The organism is Janthinobacterium sp. BJB401 (assembly GCF_013372745.1).
In the GTDB taxonomy this organism is placed as follows: Bacteria; Pseudomonadota; Gammaproteobacteria; order Burkholderiales; family Burkholderiaceae_D; genus Janthinobacterium; species Janthinobacterium rivuli.
Genome location: NZ_JABXFH010000010.1, coordinates 55,228 through 75,655, shown reverse-complemented (window position 1 = coordinate 75,655; position 20,428 = coordinate 55,228). Strand labels below are relative to the sequence as shown.

Annotated in this window: 24 protein-coding genes; 11 read left to right on the top strand and 13 right to left on the bottom strand. The window is 59.5% G+C overall.

Translation table 11 applies throughout. The features are described 5' to 3' along the window. Positions 1-22 precede the first annotated feature (22 nt). Genes HWE17_RS09360 through HWE17_RS09350 form a run of 3 tightly spaced genes read left to right on the top strand, consistent with a single transcriptional unit; the run spans position 23 to position 2,814 of the window. Positions 23-943, top strand: a complete 921-nt coding sequence (locus HWE17_RS09360; RefSeq protein WP_176388591.1) for a bestrophin family protein — start codon at positions 23-25, stop codon at positions 941-943. Positions 944-958: 15 nt separating this feature from the next. After that, positions 959-1,798: a formate dehydrogenase accessory sulfurtransferase FdhD gene (fdhD, locus tag HWE17_RS09355; protein WP_176388590.1), complete on the top strand. Its 840-nt coding sequence runs from the start codon at positions 959-961 to the stop codon at positions 1,796-1,798. Positions 1,799-1,836: 38 nt separating this feature from the next. Further along, a complete protein-coding gene (locus tag HWE17_RS09350) occupies positions 1,837-2,814 on the top strand; it encodes a ribonuclease Z (RefSeq protein ID WP_176388589.1) in 978 nt (325 codons plus the stop codon). Here HWE17_RS09350 and HWE17_RS09345 read toward each other — a convergent pair. Further along, positions 2,801-3,457, bottom strand: coding sequence for a tetratricopeptide repeat protein (locus HWE17_RS09345; RefSeq protein WP_176388588.1), 657 nt, complete (start codon positions 3,455-3,457; stop codon positions 2,801-2,803). The two genes, HWE17_RS09350 and HWE17_RS09345, sit on opposite strands and share 14 nt — an antisense overlap. 177 nt (positions 3,458-3,634) lie before the next feature. Between HWE17_RS09345 and HWE17_RS09340 the strand changes: the two genes are divergently transcribed. Both HWE17_RS09340 and HWE17_RS09335 read left to right on the top strand, forming a co-directional pair. Next, positions 3,635-4,306 carry a hypothetical protein gene (locus HWE17_RS09340; protein WP_176388587.1) on the top strand — a complete coding sequence of 224 codons (672 nt, stop codon included), beginning with the start codon at positions 3,635-3,637 and terminating at the stop codon, positions 4,304-4,306. A 41-nt stretch (positions 4,307-4,347) separates the two neighbouring features. Beyond that, the gene (locus tag HWE17_RS09335; RefSeq protein ID WP_176388586.1) at positions 4,348-4,818 is read left to right on the top strand and encodes a GNAT family N-acetyltransferase; all 471 of its coding nucleotides are present in this window, start codon (positions 4,348-4,350) and stop codon (positions 4,816-4,818) included. Here the strand turns inward: HWE17_RS09335 and HWE17_RS09330 are convergent. Continuing rightward, on the bottom strand, positions 4,815-5,432 hold the full coding sequence (locus HWE17_RS09330; protein ID WP_176388585.1) for a TetR/AcrR family transcriptional regulator: 618 nt from the start codon (positions 5,430-5,432) through the stop codon (positions 4,815-4,817). The genes HWE17_RS09335 and HWE17_RS09330 overlap by 4 nt on opposite strands. A gap of 246 nt (positions 5,433-5,678) precedes the next feature. Here HWE17_RS09330 and HWE17_RS09325 point away from each other — a divergent pair, with 246 nt between their 5' ends. Further along, the gene (locus HWE17_RS09325) at positions 5,679-6,824 is read left to right on the top strand and encodes an MFS transporter (RefSeq protein ID WP_217916734.1); all 1,146 of its coding nucleotides are present in this window, start codon (positions 5,679-5,681) and stop codon (positions 6,822-6,824) included. A gap of 9 nt (positions 6,825-6,833) precedes the next feature. Here HWE17_RS09325 and HWE17_RS09320 read toward each other — a convergent pair whose 3' ends face one another. The 4 genes from HWE17_RS09320 to HWE17_RS09305 form a co-directional block, all read right to left on the bottom strand. Continuing rightward, positions 6,834-7,328: a prolyl-tRNA synthetase associated domain-containing protein gene (locus HWE17_RS09320; protein ID WP_176388583.1), complete on the bottom strand. Its 495-nt coding sequence runs from the start codon at positions 7,326-7,328 to the stop codon at positions 6,834-6,836. A 71-nt stretch (positions 7,329-7,399) separates the two neighbouring features. Further along, positions 7,400-7,600: a DUF3079 domain-containing protein gene (locus HWE17_RS09315; protein WP_176388582.1), complete on the bottom strand. Its 201-nt coding sequence runs from the start codon at positions 7,598-7,600 to the stop codon at positions 7,400-7,402. A 137-nt stretch (positions 7,601-7,737) separates the two neighbouring features. After that, positions 7,738-8,196: a hypothetical protein gene (locus tag HWE17_RS09310; protein ID WP_217916733.1), complete on the bottom strand. Its 459-nt coding sequence runs from the start codon at positions 8,194-8,196 to the stop codon at positions 7,738-7,740. 7 nt (positions 8,197-8,203) lie between these two features. Next, on the bottom strand, positions 8,204-8,611 hold the full coding sequence (locus tag HWE17_RS09305) for a GNAT family N-acetyltransferase (RefSeq protein ID WP_176388580.1): 408 nt from the start codon (positions 8,609-8,611) through the stop codon (positions 8,204-8,206). A 340-nt stretch (positions 8,612-8,951) separates the two neighbouring features. On the opposite strand from HWE17_RS09305, the gene HWE17_RS09300 reads away from it, so the two are divergent. After that, entirely contained in the window at positions 8,952-9,317 is a 366-nt protein-coding gene (locus tag HWE17_RS09300) for a hypothetical protein (RefSeq protein ID WP_176388579.1), read from the top strand. A gap of 111 nt (positions 9,318-9,428) precedes the next feature. Here HWE17_RS09300 and HWE17_RS09295 read toward each other — a convergent pair whose 3' ends face one another. The 4 genes from HWE17_RS09295 to HWE17_RS09280 form a co-directional block, all read right to left on the bottom strand. After that, a complete protein-coding gene (locus tag HWE17_RS09295; RefSeq protein WP_176388578.1) occupies positions 9,429-9,821 on the bottom strand; it encodes a GFA family protein in 393 nt (130 codons plus the stop codon). Positions 9,822-9,988: 167 nt separating this feature from the next. Next, the gene (locus HWE17_RS09290; RefSeq protein WP_035826142.1) at positions 9,989-10,246 is read right to left on the bottom strand and encodes a hypothetical protein; all 258 of its coding nucleotides are present in this window, start codon (positions 10,244-10,246) and stop codon (positions 9,989-9,991) included. Positions 10,247-10,826: 580 nt separating this feature from the next. Then, positions 10,827-11,981: a serine hydrolase gene (locus tag HWE17_RS09285; RefSeq protein ID WP_176388577.1), complete on the bottom strand. Its 1,155-nt coding sequence runs from the start codon at positions 11,979-11,981 to the stop codon at positions 10,827-10,829. Between the two features lie 782 nt (positions 11,982-12,763). Continuing rightward, positions 12,764-13,198, bottom strand: a complete 435-nt coding sequence (locus tag HWE17_RS09280) for a hypothetical protein (protein ID WP_176388576.1) — start codon at positions 13,196-13,198, stop codon at positions 12,764-12,766. Between the two features lie 699 nt (positions 13,199-13,897). Here HWE17_RS09280 and HWE17_RS09275 point away from each other — a divergent pair. Next, positions 13,898-14,560, top strand: a complete 663-nt coding sequence (locus HWE17_RS09275; RefSeq protein ID WP_176388575.1) for a hypothetical protein — start codon at positions 13,898-13,900, stop codon at positions 14,558-14,560. On the opposite strand, the gene HWE17_RS09270 is transcribed toward HWE17_RS09275, so the two are convergent. Genes HWE17_RS09270 through HWE17_RS09260 form a run of 3 tightly spaced genes read right to left on the bottom strand, consistent with a single transcriptional unit; the run spans position 14,543 to position 17,588 of the window. Next, entirely contained in the window at positions 14,543-14,773 is a 231-nt protein-coding gene (locus tag HWE17_RS09270; RefSeq protein ID WP_176388574.1) for a hypothetical protein, read from the bottom strand. The genes HWE17_RS09275 and HWE17_RS09270 overlap by 18 nt on opposite strands. After that, complete coding sequence (locus tag HWE17_RS09265) at positions 14,770-15,816, bottom strand: phage portal protein (RefSeq protein ID WP_255206179.1); 1,047 nt, start codon at positions 15,814-15,816, stop codon at positions 14,770-14,772. The genes HWE17_RS09270 and HWE17_RS09265 overlap by 4 nt, the downstream gene beginning before the upstream one ends. Before the next feature lie 14 nt (positions 15,817-15,830). Beyond that, on the bottom strand, positions 15,831-17,588 hold the full coding sequence (locus HWE17_RS09260) for a terminase ATPase subunit family protein (RefSeq protein WP_255206178.1): 1,758 nt from the start codon (positions 17,586-17,588) through the stop codon (positions 15,831-15,833). A 190-nt stretch (positions 17,589-17,778) separates the two neighbouring features. Here HWE17_RS09260 and HWE17_RS09255 point away from each other — a divergent pair, with 190 nt between their 5' ends. Genes HWE17_RS09255 through gpM form a run of 3 tightly spaced genes read left to right on the top strand, consistent with a single transcriptional unit; the run spans position 17,779 to position 20,347 of the window. Next, positions 17,779-18,564: a GPO family capsid scaffolding protein gene (locus HWE17_RS09255; RefSeq protein ID WP_176388571.1), complete on the top strand. Its 786-nt coding sequence runs from the start codon at positions 17,779-17,781 to the stop codon at positions 18,562-18,564. A 47-nt stretch (positions 18,565-18,611) separates the two neighbouring features. Next, positions 18,612-19,631 (top strand): phage major capsid protein, P2 family, encoded by a 1,020-nt coding sequence (locus HWE17_RS09250; protein ID WP_035820855.1) that lies wholly within the window; start codon positions 18,612-18,614, stop codon positions 19,629-19,631. Next, positions 19,631-20,347, top strand: a complete 717-nt coding sequence (gene gpM, locus HWE17_RS09245; protein ID WP_035825635.1) for a phage terminase small subunit — start codon at positions 19,631-19,633, stop codon at positions 20,345-20,347. The genes HWE17_RS09250 and gpM overlap by 1 nt, the downstream gene beginning before the upstream one ends. Positions 20,348-20,428: the final 81 nt, after the last annotated feature.

The following is a 20,428-nucleotide window of genomic DNA, read 5'->3' as shown; positions in this document are numbered from 1 at the left end:
ACCACGGCATGCGTCTTCCATCATGATTATCCGCCCCACCACCAACTGGTTCCGCATGCTGTTCGTCTGGGATGGCTCGGTGCTGCAAGCCATCATCCCGCAATTGCTGCTGATGCTGGTCGTCAGTTCGCTGGCCCTGCTGACGGATGGCCGTATCTTCGGCGTCAAGATTCCGCTCGATACGGCGCCGTTTCCCATGGTCGGCATCAGCCTGGCGATCTTCCTCGGCTTTCGCAACAATGCCAGCTATGCGCGCTTTGTCGAGGCGCGGCATATCTGGGGGCAATTGCTGATCGCCGCGCGGGCCCTCGCTTCGCAGGCGCTCACGTATCTGCCGCAGGAGACGAACGGCCTCGATCACCAGTTGCTGCTGCGCCGCCTGATCGCCTTCGTGTATGCGCTCAAGCACCAGCTGCGCCAGACGGACCCGCAGCAAGATCTGGCGCGCTACCTGCCGGCCGAGGACATGCAGCGCTTGCAGGGCGTCAACTTCAAGCCCGTCGCCGTGCTCCATTCGGTACGCGCCATGCTGTACGACGCCGTGCAGCGCCAGCCGGGCCAGACCCAGCTGCTGTGGATGCTCGACACCCAGCTCAACGACCTGGCCGCCACCGTGGCCGGCTGCGAGCGCATCAAGAACACGCCGATTCCGTATCCGTATGGCGTGCTGGTGCACCGCACCGTCTACATGTACTGTTTTTTACTGCCGCTGGGCCTGGTGGACGCCATCGGCGTGGCCACGCCCCTCATTTCCGTCTTTGTCGCCTACACCCTGTTCGCGCTGGAAGCCATCGCGCAGCAGATCGCCGAACCGTTCGGCCTCGCGCCCAACTGCCTGGCCCTGAACGCCATGACGCGGGAAACGGAACGCTCGCTGCTGGAATTGAACGGCGACCCGCTGCCGCCTTCGATACGGCCCTGCCCGCGCTATCAGATCGATTAACCGGAGGAAAAAATCATGAAATGCGATATCGACGTCACCACCATCGAACGCGACGGTTACCTGGAAGTTCCCATGGTGCGCCACCAGGCCGGCGTGGCCACGGCGGCCCACGACATGGTGGCCGAGGAGTATCCCGTAGCCCTTGTCTATAACGGCATCGCCCACGCGGTGATGATGGCCACGCCGCGCGACCTCGAGGAATTCGCCGTCGGCTTTACCTTGACCGAAGGCATCGTCGGCAGCGTGCGCGACATCTACGACCTCGATGTGTGTTGCGGCGCGGACAGCGCGGAAGTGCGGCTGACCATCGCCCAGCCGGACTTGATCAAGCTCAAGGCCCGCCGCCGCGCGCTGACCGGACGCACGGGCTGCGGCGTGTGCGGCATCGAAAGCCTGGCCCTGCTGGACCTGGTGCCGGAAAAAATCACGCGCCCCTTGCCGCCGCTGGTCGCCAGCAGCGCCATCCTCGGCCGCGCCGCGCGCGAACTGCTGCCCTACCAGGAGCTGATGCACAAGACGGGCGGCGTGCATGCGGCCGCCTGGTGCACGGCCGAGGGCGCCATCGTGAAAGTGTTCGAGGACGTGGGTCGGCATAACGGCCTCGATAAACTGATCGGCTACCTGGCGCTGCACCGCATCGCCATGCACGACGGTTTCGTCTTCCTGTCCAGCCGCGCCAGCTATGAACTGGTGCGCAAGTCGGCGCGCATGCATATCGGGCTCGTCGCCACCATCTCGGCGCCCACCTCGCTGGCGATCCGCATCGCGCGCCAGGCCGGCATGCAACTGGCCAGCTTTTGCCGCCGCGACGGCTTTGTCGATTACACGGCAGACGAGGTGCCACCGGTGGGCTGAACATTGGCAAGCGGGCACGCCTGCCGCATAATGCGCCCATGTTCAAACTGACTTTTCTCGGCACGTCTTCCGGCGTGCCCACGCGCCACCGCAACGTCACGTCGCTGGCCCTGCAAACCACGCACAACCGCGACTGGTGGATGATCGATTGCGGCGAAGCGACGCAGCACCGGCTGCAGCGCATCCCCCTGTCCGTGCACGACCTGGTGGGCATTTGCATCACCCATGTGCATGGCGACCACAGCTATGGGTTGCCGGGCCTGCTGGCCAGCGCCTCCATGACGGGGCGCAAGAAGCCCTTGCTGCTGATCGCCCCGGCCGCCATCAAGGCCTGGATCGACGCCACCCTGCTGCACACGGAACTGTTCCTGACGTATCCGCTGATCCACATCGACGTGGACAGCGCGCCAGTCGTGCATGAGGAAGCGGGCTTGACCATCTCACGCCATGCGCTGTCGCACCGAGCGCCGAGCGTGGGCTACCGTTTTGCGCTGGAAACGAGCCGATGGAAGCTGGACAAACCGGCCTTGCTGGCGGCCGGCGTGCCGCCCGGCCCCGCCTGGGGACAGTTGCAAGCGGGCCAGGATGCGATCCTCGACGATGGCACGGTACTCGCGGCCGGCGCTTTCCGCCAGACGGACACGCAGCGCGCCACGGTAGTGATCGGCGGCGACAACGACACGCCAGCGTTGCTGACGGACGCCTGTGCCGGCGCGCAATTGCTCGTGCATGAAGCCACCTACACGGAAGCGATGCTGCAGAAAGTGGGTCCCGGCCCCACGCACAGTTCCGTACAGCGCGTGGCGCAGTTCGCCGAAGCGGTGCGCTTGCCGAACCTGATCCTCACCCACTTCAGCGCCCGCTATCACCATGCGGAAGGCATGGCGGAGCTGGAAGCTGAAGCCCGGCTGCATTACTCGGGTGAACTATTCCTCGCGCGCGATTTCGACAGCTATGAACTCGATGCGGCAGGTGTGCTGAGCAAGCTGCCGGCAAAGAAATCTAGTGGGGATTGACGCCATATTGCTCCGCATATTCAGCGGCCAGCGCGCGCGCCGCTTGCTGCTGTGACGGCGTGAGGATTTCCAGCAACTGATCGCGGTTCTTGATCGATTGCGCGCTGCCCGCCTCGGCCGGCATGGCGATCCACGCATACGCCTGCACGTAATCGAGCTCCACGCCCTGCCCTTGCGCGTACAGCAAGCCGTACTCATTCTGCGCCGACAGGGAACCGGCCTCGGCCGCCTGCTTGTACCAGAACGCCGCCTCGGCAAAGTCTTGCGGCACGCCATCGCCCTTGCGGTAAGCCTGCGCCAGGTTGAATTGCGACTGGCCATCGCCCGCCTCGGCCGCCTGGCGGCCATACGCGAGCGCTTGCGCCGTATCTTGCGCGACGCCATCGCCGCTCGCATACATCAGGGCCAGATTGGCCAGCGATGGCGGAAAGCCCGCCTGCGCGGCGGCCGTGAACAATTCCACCGCTTTCGGCAAGTCTTGCGTCACGCCATGGCCCTGGTAATACAGGCTGGCCAATAAATGCTGGCCGGCCGGATCGCCGGTGCGCGCGGCCGCGTCGAATTGCCTGAACGCCTCGGTGTAATTATGATCGTTATACGCAAGGATGCCCGCTTCATTCAAAGTTTCAGGAGAGGATGTCATCAGAATTCCTTATTCGGGGATTTTTGGGCATTGTACACAGCACTGTTCCGCGCAGAATGCACGATAGGAAACGGGGTGGCGCATTGCCCAAATCATGCGTTATCATCATTCTCCGCCTGATGCAATCGGGGCATTGTGCCCCACATTGGCTCCCAGTACCCGCCCAAGAATATCGCCATGAAATTGACTGTCTTGTCCTTATCGCTGCTTTTATCCGTGATTTCCACCTCGGCTTATTGCGGCACCTTGCACCTGGACAAAGCCGCCACAGGCAAAGTGCGGCAAGCGGCCGATATCCGTTATGCGAATCACGATGAAAAACAAACGTACCAGCTGAAAGTCGGCAGGCAGTGGATACATGGCAGTTGCAGCACCAGCGGCACGGGCAATTTGCACGCGCTGCTGGTCGACATGAATTTCGACGGCCATGCCGACCTGTGGGTGACCGGTTACACGGATAGCCAGGGGCGCATCCGCTGTTCCGATGTGTGGCTATGGGATGCGCCGGCGAAGCAATACCGTTTCAATCAACCCTTGTCAGCGATTCCGAATCTGGATATCAGCATGGCTGATCAAGGAATCAAAGGCGGCATCCCCAATTGCGGCTGCGCAGCGCAATGCTTTTATGAAGACAGCTATGCGTGGCGGGCTGACAAATTAATCGCCACCGCCCGGCGCGAACAGGATTGCGAGCGCTATCGGGAATATCGTTTGAATGAAAAAGACGCCTTGATCATCGTCAAGGATGAAATCATCGACAGCGGCAATCCCGGCCAGCAGGCCATTGACAACGTAAAAGCATATGACTGGCAGCGCCACGCGAAAATCATGCGCAAACCCTGGGAATGATATTTACCCTGCCATCCGACACCATTGAATAAATAAAACACATGACGACACATCCAGCATCGATTACTTTTCATGCCGCCAAGGCGGAAGATACGCCCGCGTTCATCACATTGCGCGGCAAGACGCGGCAAAACGCCATCCCAAAAGAACGTCTGGCGGAAGTGGGCATCACGGCCGCCACCTGGGCGGAAATGATGCGCTCGGGCAGCTTGCCTGGCCAGGTCTGCCATCACGACGGCCAGCTGGTCGGCTACTGCTTTGGCGAGCGCGACACGGGCGAAATCATCGTCCTGGCCCTGCTGCCGGAATTCGAAGGCCTCGGTATCGGCAAAACCTTGCTGGAACTGGTGATGACGGAACTGCGCGCGCAGGGTCACCAGCGGCTATTCCTCGGCTGTTCCAGCGATCCCGCCTCGCGCTCCTACGGCTTTTACCGTTACCTGGGCTGGACGGCGACGGGCGAGACGGACAAGTATGGCGACGATGTGCTGGAGTTTCGCTTTACGGCCTAGGCTGTCAAACGGTGGGCATCCCACACGCGCATGATGTGCGTGATGGCAGCGTCAAACACGGCGTAGCCAACGCCATCGCGGGCCTGAATCGACACGCCCGATAAAAAGCTGTCGAAGACGGACGCCAGCGCCGCTGCATCCGTATCTGCGGGCAATTCGCCGCTGGCCATGCCCCGCTCCACGCAGCACACGAAGCCGGCGCGGGTGCGGGCGCGCGAAGCCGTCAGCGGTGCAGCCACGGCCGCATGCTCGGCCGTCGGCGCGCTCATGCAGCCAAGCGCCACCATGCAGCCGGGCGGATGGCCCGGCTCGGACTGCATGCGGGCCGACTGGCGCAAGGCCAGCTCGATGGCCGCGCGCGGCGCCAGGCCATCGTCCCACAAGCATTCCGTCACGCGGGCAAACGTGTCCAGATAGCATTGCGCCGCCTCACAGAACAGCGCTTCTTTCGAACCGAACGCCGCATAAAAGCTGGGCGCGGAAATGCCGCCGCCCAGACTCGCCTTGAGCTGGCTCAAGGACGTCGATTCATACCCCTGCTGCCAGAATAAAAACATGGCCTGCTCGACCGCTGCCTGCCGGTCGAACGTGCGCGGCCGTCCCATTTGCGCCATCCATCGCTCCTTCTCATCTGCTCATACGCTACTTACATACTACTCGATACAGAAGTCGTTGACAACGCGGCACGCCATCGCCTATATTTATACCGATCGATACATATGTACCGCTATAACGGTCGGGGGATTTCTGCGCCCGATTACTTGACAAGGATGTTTGCCGTGAATCACGCTACGCTCACCACCGGAACCAGCCCTGCGCTGGCCGACCGCCTCCCCGTCGCCGGCCTCCTGGCCCTGGCCATGACGGGTTTTATCTGCATCGTTACTGAAACCTTGCCCGCCGGCTTGCTGCCGCAGATCAGCGCGGGCCTCGGCGTCAGCGCCGCGCTGGCCGGGCAAATGGTCACGGCCTACGCGCTCGGCTCCCTGCTGGCAGCCATTCCGCTCACCATCGCCACGCGCGGCTGGCGCCGCCGCAACGTGCTGCTGCTGACCATCATTGGCTTTCTCGTGTTCAATACCGTCACGGCCCTGTCGTCCCACTACTGGCTGACCCTGGCGGCCCGCTTCTTTGCCGGCATGGCGGCCGGACTGGCGTGGAGCTTGCTGGCCGGCTACGCGCGACGCATGGTGGCGCCCCATCAGCAAGGCCGCGCCCTGGCGCTGGCCATGGTGGGTGCGCCCGTCGCCCTGTCCCTGGGCGTACCGCTGGGCACCTTGCTCGGCTCCCTGGTCGGCTGGCGCGCCGCGTTCTGGATCATTTCCGCCCTGACATTGATCCTGATCGCCTGGGTGCTGGCGAAGGTGCCCGACTACCCGGGCCAGTCCGTGCATGAACGCCTGCCCCTGCGCCGCGTCTTCACGACGCTGGGCGTGCGCCCCGTGCTGGCCGTCGTCATCGCCTGGATGCTGGCGCACAACATTCTCTACACCTACATCGCCCCGTTCGTAGCGCCGGCAGGATTGACGCAGCGAATCGACCTGGTGCTGCTCGTCTTCGGCGCCGCCGCCATGGCCGGCATCTGGATCACGGGCCGGCTAGTCGAGCACCACTTGCGCGCCACCGTGCTGGCCAGCCTGACCGTGTTCGCCGCCACGGCCCTCGTGCTGGGCCTCGCAGCGCACCTCCCCTTTGTGATCTACCTGGGCATGGCCGTCTGGGGCCTGAGCTTCGGTGGCGCGGCCACCCTGCTGCAAACGGCACTGGCGGACACGGCCGGCAGCGGCGCCGACGTGGCCTTGTCGATGAATGTGGTGGCGTGGAATGGCGCGATTGCCGCCGCGGGCGTGGTGGGCGGCGCCCTGCTGGAAACCTGGGGCGTGGGCGCTTTCCCGTGGGCGATGGTGAGCTTGCTACTGCTGGGGTTCCTTGTCGCCTGGTCGGCCCGCGAACACGGTTTCCGGCCGGGACGGCGCAGCGGCGGCACGCCCGTGGCCGGGCATTAAACAAGGCGTTTAATCAGCCGCCGGGACGTTCAGAATGCGGGGCACGTGGCCCGTATGCGCGAGGAAATTGACCAGCGTGGCATGCGACAGCGCCACTGTCGCCGTGTTGCGTAGCGGATGGGCTTGCACTGAATCAGCTTCCCATACGGCCTGGTCGAGCACCAGTTCCACCGACTGCGCGTTGTCGTGGATCAGCGTAAACAGGCTGACGGAACCAGGCATGATGCCCAGGTGCTGCAGCAAGCGTTCGGGCGAGGCCATGCTCAGCTTACTGGCTGGCAAAAGCCGCCCCAGCGCCGCCAGGTTGATGCGCTTGTCGAAGGGCACGATGACGAGGAAATGCCGGCGGCCCTTTTCATCGCGCACAAACAGATTCTTGACCATCAGGCCAGGCATGGCCGGCACGTGGACCAGTGCTTCATCGATCGTGTGCACGGCCGGGTGCTCGACGAATGGGCAATCGCCGGCGCTGCTTGCCAGCCAGCGGGACAGTATCTCTTGCATGGGTATTTGCTCAGCTCCGATGAATGGGCGATGAGGCGATTGTAGCGGTGCGCCGCGTGGTGCGCTTGCCGTCAAGACTTGTTCTCGTCCTGGTCGGCCTTGTCGGCCGCCGCCAGTCCCCAGTCATTCCAGCCTTCGCCAAACAGCTCGATCGGATGCTGCGTGCGTTCGGAGCCATTGCCGCAGCGCATGGCGTCCGGCGGACAATACTTGTCGCAGCCCCAGCAGATGCGTTCGGGGTTCTTGGGATTCAAGGGAAAGGGCTTGGCCATGGGAGGCGATCGTGATCGGTTGAGGGTTCCTTGTTGACTCTAGACCTGGCGCGGGGGGCGGTCAAACGAATTTCTGTTGGGAACTTGTCCAATGTCAAGCTTGTACAGATAGTGGAGCGTCGGCATGGCGCCGCCCCCTATTCCGGATCTTTCCTGACGGATATGGCCACTTCCAGCACGGTTCTCGCGTAATTGACACCGCCGTCGACAGCCGGCTGTGCCTTCAGCTCATCCAGCACGTAGACCATCGTCACCATGGCGCCAGGCACGAACAGTCTGGTGTCCTGCTTGTGATTCGTGTAGATGCTATCGTCGACTGTCGAGCCATCCGCCAGGCGCAAGGTGAAGCTGTCGACCTGATCGCCACGGCGGCTGTCCTGGCCCGCGAAATACGTTCGTTCGATGCTGCCCGTCACGATTTGCGTCTGGAGGCGCCTGGCCTCGATGCTTTCCCACCAGGCTTCGGAAGCGAACAGGCCGTGACCGCCTTTCAGGCCCATGTAGGGTCTGGAACTGTCGCGGGTGAGGGACTGGGTTTTGGCGACGCGGCTGGGGTCTTTCGCCAGGGCTTCGGCAAGGGTGTAGACGGGTTTCATAGGGCGCTCAATATTTGCGCCGGATGACGTAGGCATTGCCGGCAGGCTCAAAACCGAGCGTCGGATAGTAAGACATGGCATCCGGGGCGGAGAGCAGTATCAAGGAGACTTCGTCGCCGATGATGGCCTGGGTGCGCTTGACAAGTTCCTTGCCGATACCCAGGCCCTGGTACTGCTTGTTGACGGCCAGATCCGACAGATAGCAGCAGTAGGCATAGTCCGTCAGTGACCGGGCCAGACCCACAAGCTCATTATCCACCCAGGCCGACAGCAAAAGGCAAGGCGCGGCGAACATGCGTGCGATTCTCGGGAGATTGTCGGTAGGACGCTTGATTCCGGATTGATCGAAGACACGCACGACATCAAGCGGATCGAGGGGGAAGTTGTGACGATATTCTACGCTGATGTTTTTCATGGGTTCAAAGGTGGCAGGTAATTGGGCGCAGCTTGTTTCTGCAAACATTGCTCATATCGGCATATGCATTGAATAGTATGCCAGTTGCGACGGAGAAAGGCTGTCCCCGTCCCCGCCACGCATCTGGCGCTCAGTCAAATGCCCGGAACTTCAGAAAACGCTGGCCTTCATACGCCACCTCGCAATCAGATAGGAATCCTGCCAACAAACGAACGAGCTGCGGTAGCTTGTGTGACAATGCACACACTGGACATGTGGAACCTTCCATATCTCTATCTGATATCAAACCGACTTGGCAAGGATTGTAAAAATGTGGGTACCGTTACGATTGAATAAGCGCATGTACACCTCCTTTGTTGCCGCCCTTTTTCTTGTTGCTGGTGCCTCATCAGCACTCGCTGGCACGCTTGACGAAGACCGGACACGCGGTGACATCCATGGCTTGTTTGAGATCAGGGATGCCGCAGTACAGTTCATGGCAGCTGAAAATGCAAAAAATGGCACAAACTGGCAAGTCCTGGAGCCGAACCGGAAGATTCTGGTAACGAAATGCGCGGTAGCGTTGCGTGTGCAATGGGTTCCGAAAAGCCATGGCCTGTCCGGACCGAATGTTGCTGTGAGTTGCGCCAAGACCGTCAAACCCACGATACAAGATAAATGGAAAGTATTTGTGCCGATCGCCAAGGGGCCGGTGGCGCATAAATGATCAGCTCGCGAGGGTATGGCTGGAGGAGCCATCCTGACAGCAACCGATCATCGGAATTCTTCGGAGTGTCATGAATGCGATAAAAAACCAGTCAGATGACTGGTTTTTTTATTATGTCGGCCTTTCTTGAAACTGTTTGGCATTATCACAAATTTCATACCATGCAGGCTTGGAGCCAACATGCACATGAAATTGTATTCTTACCTCAGGGTCATCATCCAGGCAGTTAAGCGATATTGGAAATGAATCGCTCTCTGAGCCAATCTCCCCCAAAGAAGTCCCGCATTTCTTGCAAAAAGTTCTAGCGTATTTAAAAGGAGCCTCTGGCTCATATCGTTGAATAAATTCCCGCCCCTCCAGCAAGGTAAATGCATTTTTATCCACGAAGGCCAGGGCACTCGCTCCGGCCTTCCGGCAACGCGAACAGTGACACATGCCCATCATGCCTGGGGGTGAGGCCAATTCAAACTTTACTGAGCCACAGCAGCAACTGCCTTTGATCATGAGGTGTCCTTTTTGAACGTTGATACTGTATTTTTACACAGTACTTCTGCACAAACAAGACACATCGGGAGGAATTTTTCAGCACCGAAGCGAGTGGCAGTTCCCCCACGAGCCGCATCGGGGAATTGCTGCCGTACCACTGGATCTCGGCCGACTATTCTTTGCCATCAAGGGAGGGTCAAGTCCAACTCCAGACCGCCCATCCTGATAAGGAAGAAGGTGGCGATCCCCAGGCCCACGAGCAATAGCACGAAGACTGTGACCACCTTGCCGCTTGCGCGCAGCACCGCGCGATTCTGCTTCGCCTTATCCTTGTCCTTCTTCCCTTGATCGTAATGCCACTTGATGGCGAAGAACATGCCCGTGCCGAGCACGAGAGCCTTGAACGTCACGAAGACTATAGGGGTCCAATCCAAATCCGTCATTTTGAGTATTTCCAGTCTATTACTTGACACTATCTATCGTGAGGAGCACCACCTCAAAACGCTGCATCAGCAGCTGCTGTTCCAACCATCTCCCAGGCACCCTGTTTGACTCTGTCATTATAGCTACCGATGAAATAACAATGGCATCGGGCGCAGTGATTTGCCATATGCAGATGAGAGAGGCGAAAACGTCAGCGACTGCCATACAAGGACGGTGTTGCTGCACGCTCTGATGCATACTACTTGAAAACAATATCCATACATTGGGACAAAATGTCCTAGTTGAAAACCATGCAAGATGAGAATTTTGCCATTTGTTTGCCACGCTTTGCAGAGAATAAAAGGCCACGTTTTTGGCGGATTGCGCATGCGTTGCAGGCGGCGGTGGCGGACGCATCCTTCACACCGGGTGACCGCCTGCCTTCGCAGCGCCAGGCCGAGTAGACGAAGCGGGCCAGGTTCTATGCTGTGCCTTCGTCGCCAACGAAAGCCGTACCTACTAACCTACCTACACAAAGGCATCGGTACAAAAAGGCTTTGCGTACTCCTCAAATACATTTCCTTCGAGCAGAGGCGCCATCTAGTCCGAAAAAACATGGCCAACTGCGATACTCGCCGCCTTCAACGCGATCATTTCGGCCCCCGGAAGGCCCCTGTCGGCATTGCTCAGCACCGCCACATACAATTGTTTCTCGGGCAGACGCAAAGCGTAAGTAGAAAAGCCGGGAATGCCGCCGCCATGTGACTGCATTGGCATACCGCGCATCTCGCGCACGTTCCATCCGTAGCCATAGGGGACACTTTTGCCGTCGGCCAGGACATAGGCGGTAAACGCTTTCTGCTGAGTGGAAGGCTGAAGCAGTTTGCCTGCGCTGACGGCGGCATCCCAGCGCGCCAGGTCGTCCACTGTGGACACGAGTGCGCCGGCCGCATACGGCAACGTCATGCTGACCGCCTTGCCTGGTTCGAAGCCAGCGCCGGCACTGCTGCGCGTATAGCCCTGGGCGCGCATCGCGTTGCCACGTTCATGGCCATCGTAAGCGCTGTTGACCATACCGAGCGGCACGAAGATGCGCTGTTCGACGAACTTTGCATACGATACCCCGGATACCTTTTCGATAATCGCACCCAGCAAAAAGTAACCTGAATTGCTGTACGCGTAGCGGGTACCCGGTTCGAACTGGAGCGTATCGTTCTTGAAGCTGTCTATCATCTGACTCACGGTCAGATCCGTGTTCATTCCCGCCTCAAAGCCCGGCTTGTTCGTATAGTTGGCGATGCCCGACGTATGGGTCAGCAGATGTTCGATCGTAATGCGCTGGCCTCCGCTGGGGTAGTCGGGAAAGAACTTGTGGATGTCGTCGCCCAGGGCCAGCTTGCCTTCATCGACCAGCATCAAGATGCCGGTGGCAGTGAACTGTTTGGTGATTGAGGCGATGCGCATCACCGTGTCCGGGGTCATGGGCAAGCCCTTGGCCACATCGGCCATGCCATAGGCCCTGCGAAACACGGTCAGGCCATCCCGCGTGACAATGATCGTCGCGCCAGGCTCGTTGGCCTTGAACAGGGGCGCGATCTCGCTGTTGATGCGTGCGGCCAGCGCTTCTTCTTCGCCAAGTGCGGAAGCAGCGGTGGCGGTGGAGACGGAGTCAGCCTGGCTGGCAGGAGCTTGCAGTAGTAAAAGCAGTGTCAGCAGCAGCGGTGAGGCGAGGCGACGCGTGTGAAGTTTCAGCATGTGGACATCCCCGTTGAAAGGCTCGGCAGCGCGACCGTTCGCGCCAGCTCAACAAGGAAGATAACGAGGATGGCGACAAAGAACTAACAGCTTGCGACGAACTGCGCTTTCGGCGGACCAGCGGGAGAAAAGCGTCGTTTAGTGGTGAGCGAAATAAAAACCACTGGAGTGAACTGAACCCCAAAAGTTGGACACCAACTTTTGGGGTTCAGTTCAGAAGGCGGTTTCTCTATTTCTTGGCGGAAGCGGTGCTATTCGAATTCACGAACAGTTTAACCCGTCGCTAGTTTTCAAGTCTTCAAAATACTTCATACATTTCAAATACTTACGCGTAATTTCGTTCCGCACGCAATGTTTTTCCATCACCTTGCAACGTACTGTTCTCACCGCCCCACACAGACGATGCGGAAACGTTTTTTTGTGCAAGAGTGGTCTGTACAGCCACCGCTTAAGCAGTGGATCGACCAGGTTCGCAATATCCATGATGCGGGTTCGATTCCCGCCGTCCCCACCACTGAATTGTTTAGAATCAAGTAGTTAGCAAGAAGAAGGCTGTCATTATTTGGGTTGTTTTTGGGCTGTTTTAGCCTAGGAATGACAACAAAATGACAGCCTTTTTTTGGGCAATTTCTCTTCAGCCTGAATCGCCACCAGCTTAAAGCATCCACACTCTGGTTCTTTTTTCACAGGCGGCGGAGCGGTGTAATACGGATAGCAATGAATACACTGCATTCAGAGCACAAGACGAAAACTGTACCTACACAAAAAAAATCTAAATTTATTTACTTCTTTGCACTATTACCACAAAGCTTATTAAAAAGGACGAATAAATTATTGTGTGCCCCATCAAACCTCAGATCATCAATACTCTCTGATGAAGGTTTTTCACGACCGTCAAGGTAAGAAATTTTTTTACCAGCATGGTCGTAGAACTGGACGAACATTTCATATGTACGCCGTTTTTGGCAGTTCATTACATGGGAGTAATCGATGTACGCTCCTGGTTGCAAATTTTTACTTATCATCCCTCCCCAACTTGCCAAGCGATCCTTAGGTATGTATTGGCGTTCAATTACGTGATAGTTTCCTTTTTCGTTTATCACACTTTGCACATCGTAAAATGTGCCTTCCTTCCCGCCAGGAAGTGGCTGCCATTCGGCAGCGGCGACATTGCCGAAAATCAACACTGTTCCGGTTGCAACTGCTAAAAATCTCAAGAAATTCAAATTCAGCCCCTTGTATACAATGATATAAAGATTAATTTTTCACAATTTCCGCTTATAGGGGAAGTAATAATAGTATCCCAGAAGCAATATTTTTTCTATACCCCTATTTGGTTACATTATTAAGTTTACCGAATTGAACTGTAGTGCGAACGAGCCGCATACGGCTACATTTTTTGCTGGCACTGAATAGAGGCAGCAAGACCGTGATACAGCCACGCAGCGAGGCAAAAAACGTATTTACCAAGTCACATCCCTTCCGTACAGAAATGCGCTCAAAGTGCGTCAAAATGCGTCAGATCGCGCTCCCCCTCTTCGCCCCGCCGCGCCAGTCCACATGCGCCTTCGGCCATGGCGCAAATTTGAGTCAAAAGAGCCCTATATAGCGGGCAGGTGTGGAGGGGGGACAACTGCGCGCGCCGGGCCGAAATGGGGCTTTTTCTTACTTCCATGGCAATACCAATCGTCGGGACGTAAAAAAGCCGCCTCATGGGCGGCTTGCACAGTGGGAGGAGAACTCCGGCGTGGAGGAAGTGTGCGGGGCCACGCTCTGCCGACTATGGCGGCGTGGCGGCCATCCTGGTGCGGAAGGAACGAGTTGCGGAGTGGCGGGCCAGCGTACAATTGGAGGCCAACAATGATAACCTCTCGACAACTCCTCCTTGCATACAGCGATATACCCTGAGACACCTTATGAAAAAAATGACGGCGACAGAAAAGAAGGCGATTACTCAAGACTGGAAAGAAGCGATTGGTGCGTATGAAATATATAAGCCACTTCACTTATTGAAGCGTAACGGCCCTCTACTGACTGGCATTTATCTACAACCCGTGTATGGCGAGGAACACTATGTTCCCGTGTTCCACACGCACTCACTGATGACGCCGTTTCCTGTGGTTTCGCTGGCCACACCGAGTCCTTTACTGAATGGTAAAGGCGTAGATGAGTCAATAAGTCCCTCGCGCCACTCAACCAAGTTCGATGAACTAGTTGAACGGTTTGAATTGCAATGCCCTACTGCATTTCTCAACACACTTACCTGCTCCACGCTGGACACCTTGTATCAAGATGCTGTAGCAAGTGCGCATAACTTCCCGATACAAGCCATGACCGACAATGTCTTGTTGCTGGCTTGGTGCAAAAAGGAGGCAAGGGTCGCCGAACGTATTGCGTATTACAAACTCATCTTGCAGGGATGGCCGGAAGGTGTAACTCAACACGTAGGGGGAGCTACAGGCTGGGAGCGTGAAATCAAGATGTTATTAGAACCTCAACGTCTTGTAGAGTCCGTCACACAAGAATTGAAAAAATTCAAGTTGAGTCACTTCCCAGATCACTCACTGGCATGTGATTAATCCTGTGCGGCCGGCGCGCACCTTGGCCGCTTGCTCCTTGTCGTAGTCGTCGCGGCAGTCCACATTGCAGAACAGCAGCGCGGGCGCCAGCGCCTCGTCGCAGTAGTGGCAGCAGCCGTGCGCCACCAGGGCGGGCCGACGCCGCACAGCAGCCAGGCCGCGCGCCACCTCGGCAAAGATGATCTTGTCGGTGTTGTCGACGTGGTCGCTCATTGCGCGCCCTCCCCGCCCGTGGCCAGGTCATACGGGGCGAACTTCACCACTTCCACGCCGGCCCACTCGTTGATCGCTTCGAACTGCGCCTGCAGCGGCACCAGCTCGTTACGGGCGAAGACGCGCGCGGCAGGCTCGACAGCGCCAAAGCCGCCGGCATTGTTCGGCAGGATGCCCATGAGCTGCGGCGGCACGCGGTGCGCGGCAAGCTGGTCGTCGCGCGTGACGCTCTTGATGTTGAAAAACTCGTCCTTGGCGGCCACGTCCGATACCGGCAGGATCTGGATACCGTCCTTCTTGCCGTTCGGCGCGTACATGAACAGGTTGCGGAAGTTGCCCGGCCCCTTGCTGTCGCGCATGGCCTGGCGCAGGTTGTCCACGTCCTGGGTGTTGGCGGCGGCGTCCGTCATGTAGAACACAAAACCGGCGTGCGAACCGTTCTTGTAATACTTGCGGCGGAACAGCGTGGCCGCCTCGTTGAGCCAGGCCGATTGCAGGGCGCTCAGGTACTGCGGCACGCCGTACAGCTCCTGATTCACGTCCGGCTCCATCAGGTGAAACACCCGGCCCTTGTCGAACTGGTGCACGGCCTGGTAGCCGTTCACGAAAAAGTAGGTATCCAGATCGATGCCGCGCCGCATGTACTTGGCCAGCGCATGCTGGTACGTCAACGCCTTGCCGCTGCGGCTGGGCCGGTCTTCCAGGTAGGCATTGCCGAAGGTCAGATAGTCCAGGGCCATGCGCTTGAAACCATCGCGCGACAGGTATTTCGTCGGCATCAAGGTGGACGTCAGCACGTTGGCCTTGAAGTGGATGGCGCTGCTGTGGTGCACGCCTGCATTGAAGGACTTGGCCAGGCCGGCCAGGTTGACGGGCGGCTCATACCAGTGGCCATTCTTCCAGCATTCGAAGCAGTCGAGGATATCGGCGTGCTCCAGCACGGGCGTCGGGTCGCCGAAGGAAAACGCCTCGATGCCGGCGGCGGCCGGCGCCGTGGCCGCTGGTGATGGTGCGCCCTGGGCCTGCTGGCCACGCGCGCGCAAGTGTCGTGCTTTGCTCAAGAATAAATCTCCATGAATGATTGGTGGTTGTCGGTGGTGCCTTCGAATGGCTCGTGGTCGAGGGCGTGCATGCAGGCCCACGCCAGATCGGCGTGGCCGGTTTCGTCGCTGCGGCCGGCGACATAGGTCACGTGCCGCCCGCTGGGGGTGAGGGTCTTGTGGATGGCCATAAACGATTGCGCGATGTCGGTCCAGCCGGCGTCGAATTCCAACCGGCCCTTGCTGATGATGTTTTTTGCCTTCAAGACCATGCGCGTTTTGACTTCGGGCGAGTAGTTCAGCGCCGTGACCGCCGGGAAGAAGCCGCGCACGATGGGCAGCACGCCGATGCCCATGCCCGTGGTGTCGATGCCGATGTATTCGACGTTGTAGCGCTGGGTCATCTGGCGGATGGCGTCGGCGTGATCCTCGAAGCTCTGCCCGCGCCACTGGTGGCGCTCCAGGATGCGGAACTTGCCGCCGGCTGTCATCGGTGGCGCCAGCACCACGCAGCCGGCGCTGTCGCCGTTCAAGGCCGGGTCGTAGCCGATCCACACGGGCCGGTTGCCGAACGGGCGCAGGCCCAGCAACGGCTTGTAGTCGTCCCACTCCACCCAGGAATCGACCATGCAGCGCTGCAGCTCGGCCAGCGGGAACACCGAGGCCGAGTCGTCAATAAAATTGCACATCAGCAGGTTGTCGAACTGGTCGGGGCTGTATTCGAAGTTGCGCAGCTCGTCGATGTCGAACAGGTTGCAGCCGCCACGCTCGGCGTCGAGGATGGTGACGATCTGGCGCCAGATCTTGTCCTCGCCCGTAAAACCCGACGAGAGGCGGCTGTGGCTGACGTCGATATTGACCTGGTCCGCCTTGGCGCGGCGCTTGTTGAACAGCTCGCCCGTCCAGAATGGATAGGCCTGGTGCGTGGTCGAGGATGGCGTGGAAAAGTAGGTCTTGCGCCATTTCTTGTGAATGGCCATGCCCGAGGCCACCTTGTTCAGCTCCTGGAAGTTCTGTGTCCAGAAAAATTCATCGAAGTAGAAATTGCCGTGGTAGCCCTGCGCCGTGCGCGCATTGGTGCCCAGGAAGTACAGATGCGCCCCGTTCGGCAAGACGATGGGGTCTCCCGTCAGCTCGATGCCGGCCGCCTCGCGCGCGAATTGCACGATGTATTGCTTGAAGACGTGGGCCTGCGACTTCGAAGCGGACAGGAAAATCTGATTGCGCCCCGTCTGCATGGCGTCGGCCAGCGCCTCGCGGGCGAAGTACCAGGTGGCGCCAATCTGGCGGCTTTTGAGGATGGCGCGCGTGCGCTGGTCGCCATTGCGATACCAAACTTTCTGGTAATCGAACAGCGAATCCTGGAAGGCGTCAAGCAGCTGGATTTTCTGTTCTTCGCTGAAGTCGTTGCGCGTCGGCTTCTTCTTCGGCCCGGCGTTGCGGTTCGCCAGCTTGGGATTGAGATCGACCTCGTTGCCGCCCGGCTGCTCATAGCGGCGCACGCGCGCCATCTGCACGATGGTGCGCGCCAACAGGTCAATTTCTTTGTAATCGCTGCCGCTCTTGACCTCTTTTTCGATCAGCTTCACCAGCCGCAGCTCGGCCGACGCCTCGACGTGCTCGATGGCCTGGGCCTTGTCCCACTCGTCGCGCTCTTTCCAGCTGTTGATGGTGCTGCGCTTGATCCCCAGGTGGCGGGCGATGGACGAAATACGCCAGCCCTTCCAGTACAGGGCGCGCGCGGCACGGCGCGGCTCAGATTCGGGCACGGCCATTTCACCGATGATTTGGTCGGTGGTTTGTTCGCTTGTTTTCTCGATTGTCAGCATGCCGCCAGCGTAGGCCGCGCGCGCGCGGAGCGGGGGAAGGCAGAAGTCGCTATGGCCCATAGCAACCCGCACCGCATTGAATCGCAGCGCCAAGACGTTGACCATGGCGTTATCCGATCAACCGAGACACGCCACCATGCCTAAATCCCAATTCTTCCGCGTCGCCACCGAAGGCGCCACCACGGACGGCCGCAACATCGACCGCGCCACCATCGAGCAGATCGCCGCCACCTACAACCCGAAAACCTACGGCGCGCGCATCTGGCTGGAACACATTCGCGGCATCCTGCCCGACAGCCAGTTCAAGGCTTACGGCGACGTGATCGCCGTGAAAGCCGAAGAGGTGGACACCGACAGCGGCAAGAAACTGGCCCTGTTCGCGCAGATCGAGCCTACGCCGGAACTGGTGGCCATCAACAAGGCTAAACAGAAGCTGTACACCAGCCTGGAAATTCAGCCCGACTTTGCCGACTCATCGCAGCCCTACCTGGTCGGCCTGGGCGTCACCGACAGTCCGGCCAGCCTGGGCACCGAGGCGCTGAAGTTCTCCGCCAGCCGCAAACAGCAAAGCGCCAACCTGTTCACGTCCGCCGTCGAGGTGACACTGGAGTTTGAAGAGCAGGGCATCAAGCTGGCCGACGCCGTGAAAAACCTGCTGTCGCGCTTCTCCAATAAATCCGGCACCGACGCCGCGCAGTTCGCCGACATCAGCGAAGCCGTGCAGGCGCTGGCTGGCCACGTCGTCACCGCCAACGACAACTACGCCGAAGCCGCGAAGCGCATCGACGCGGCCGAAACGGCATTGCAGACCACGCAGGACGAGCTGGCCGCCTTCAAGGCGCAGATGGACGCGGCGCCCGGCAACGGCCCGCGCCGCCCTGCCGCCACCGGCAATGACGGCGCCGTGCAGACCGAGTTTTAAGCGCCCGCGCCCTTTCTTTCCCCCATTCAACAACGGAGCAATGATTCATGAAAAAGCAAACGCGCCAGGTATTTTCCCAATATGAAACCCGCCTGGGCCAACTGAACGACACGGACAACGTGGCCAAGACCTTCAGCGTCACGCCCAGCGTGCAGCAAAAGCTGGAAAACAAGATGCAGGAATCGAGCGAGTTCCTGTCGAAAGTGAACATCATCGGCGTGGGCGAGCAGGAGGGCGAAAAGCTGGGCCTGGGCGTGTCCGGCCCGATTGCCAGCCGCACCAACACCAAGGATAAGGAACGCGAAACGCGCGACCTGTCCACCATGGACAGCACGAAGTACCGCTGCGAACAAACCAACTTCGACACGCATTTGAGCTATGCCAAGCTGGACGCCTGGGCCAAGTTTCAGGACTTTCAATCGCGCGTGGCCAATGCCATCCTGACGCGCCAGGCGCTGGACCGCATCGTCATCGGTTTCAATGGCGTGAAAGTCATGGCCACCACCGACCTGGCCGCCAATCCGCTGCTGCAAGACGTCAATAAAGGCTGGCTGCAGCACCTGCGCGAACAGGCGCCCGAGCGCGTGCTGGGCCTGGTGGCCGCTGGCATGCCGGGCAAGGTCATCATCGGCGACGTGGACGGCGCAGACTATGCCAACCTGGACGCGGCCGTGACGGACGCCGTCAACCTGCTGGACCCGTGGTATCAGGAAGACACCAACCTGGTGGCCATCGTCGGGCGCAAGCTGTTGAATGACAAGTATTTCCCATTGGTCAACACCAAGCAGGCGCCCACGGAAACCTTGGCGGCCGACATCATCATCAGCCAGAAACGCATTGGCGGCTTGCCGGCCGCGCGCGTGCCCTACTTCCCAGACAACGCGATCCTCATCACGCGCTTCGACAATCTGTCGATCTACTTCCAGGACGGCGCGCGCCGCCGCCGCGTGTTCGACGAACCCAAGCGCGACCGCATCGAGAACTACGAGTCATCGAATGACGCCTACGTGATCGAAGACCTGGGCCTGGCCGCGCTGGTGGAAAACATCGAGCTGAAAGACAAGTGATGAGTAATCAATCACCTGCCCTGCGCCACCGCGCGCGCATGCTGGCCGAGCGCACGGCCGGCGCCGCCGCGCCGCAGGGTGTGACCACCGGCACAGCCTACGAAATGATGCTCTACAAGCTGGCCGACGACAGGCGCCGCCTGAAAGCCATCCAGTCGGTGGAACGCAAGATCGAGGTCAAGGCCACCTTGTTGCCGGATTACGCGCAATGGATTGACGGCGTGCTGGCCGGAGGCAAGGGCGCCCAGGATGACGTGTTCGCCACCTTGCTGGTATGGCACATCGACACGGGCGAGTACGCGCGCGCCCTGGTCATGGCCGAATACGCGCTGGCGCACAAGTTCACCTTGCCCGATACCTATAGCCGCGACATCGCCACCCTGATGCTGGACGAATTTGCCGAGGGCTTCCTGCACGGCAAGCTGGCCAGCGATCCGCAGCACGCGGCCCAGGTGCTGGGCACCGTCGAACAGTTGACGGCCGCCAGCGACGCGCCGGACCAGGCGCGCGCCAAGCTGCACAAGGCCATCGGCCTGGCCATGATCACCGTGCTGGACCAGGCCGACGACACGGACATCGCCCCGGCGCTGGTGGCGCAGGCGGAAACGGCCATGGGCCAGCTGAAACGTGCCCGCGCCCTGTCCGAGTCGTGCGGCGTCAAGAAAGATATGGAAAAGCTGGAACGGCGCATTAAGCGCGCGGCCGGTTCCACGTAAAGCGCATCCCCCGCAGCACGGCGGCACGGGGGAATTCTGGCTAATCCATCAGCCTGATGAACCCCGTCCACCGCCCCATTT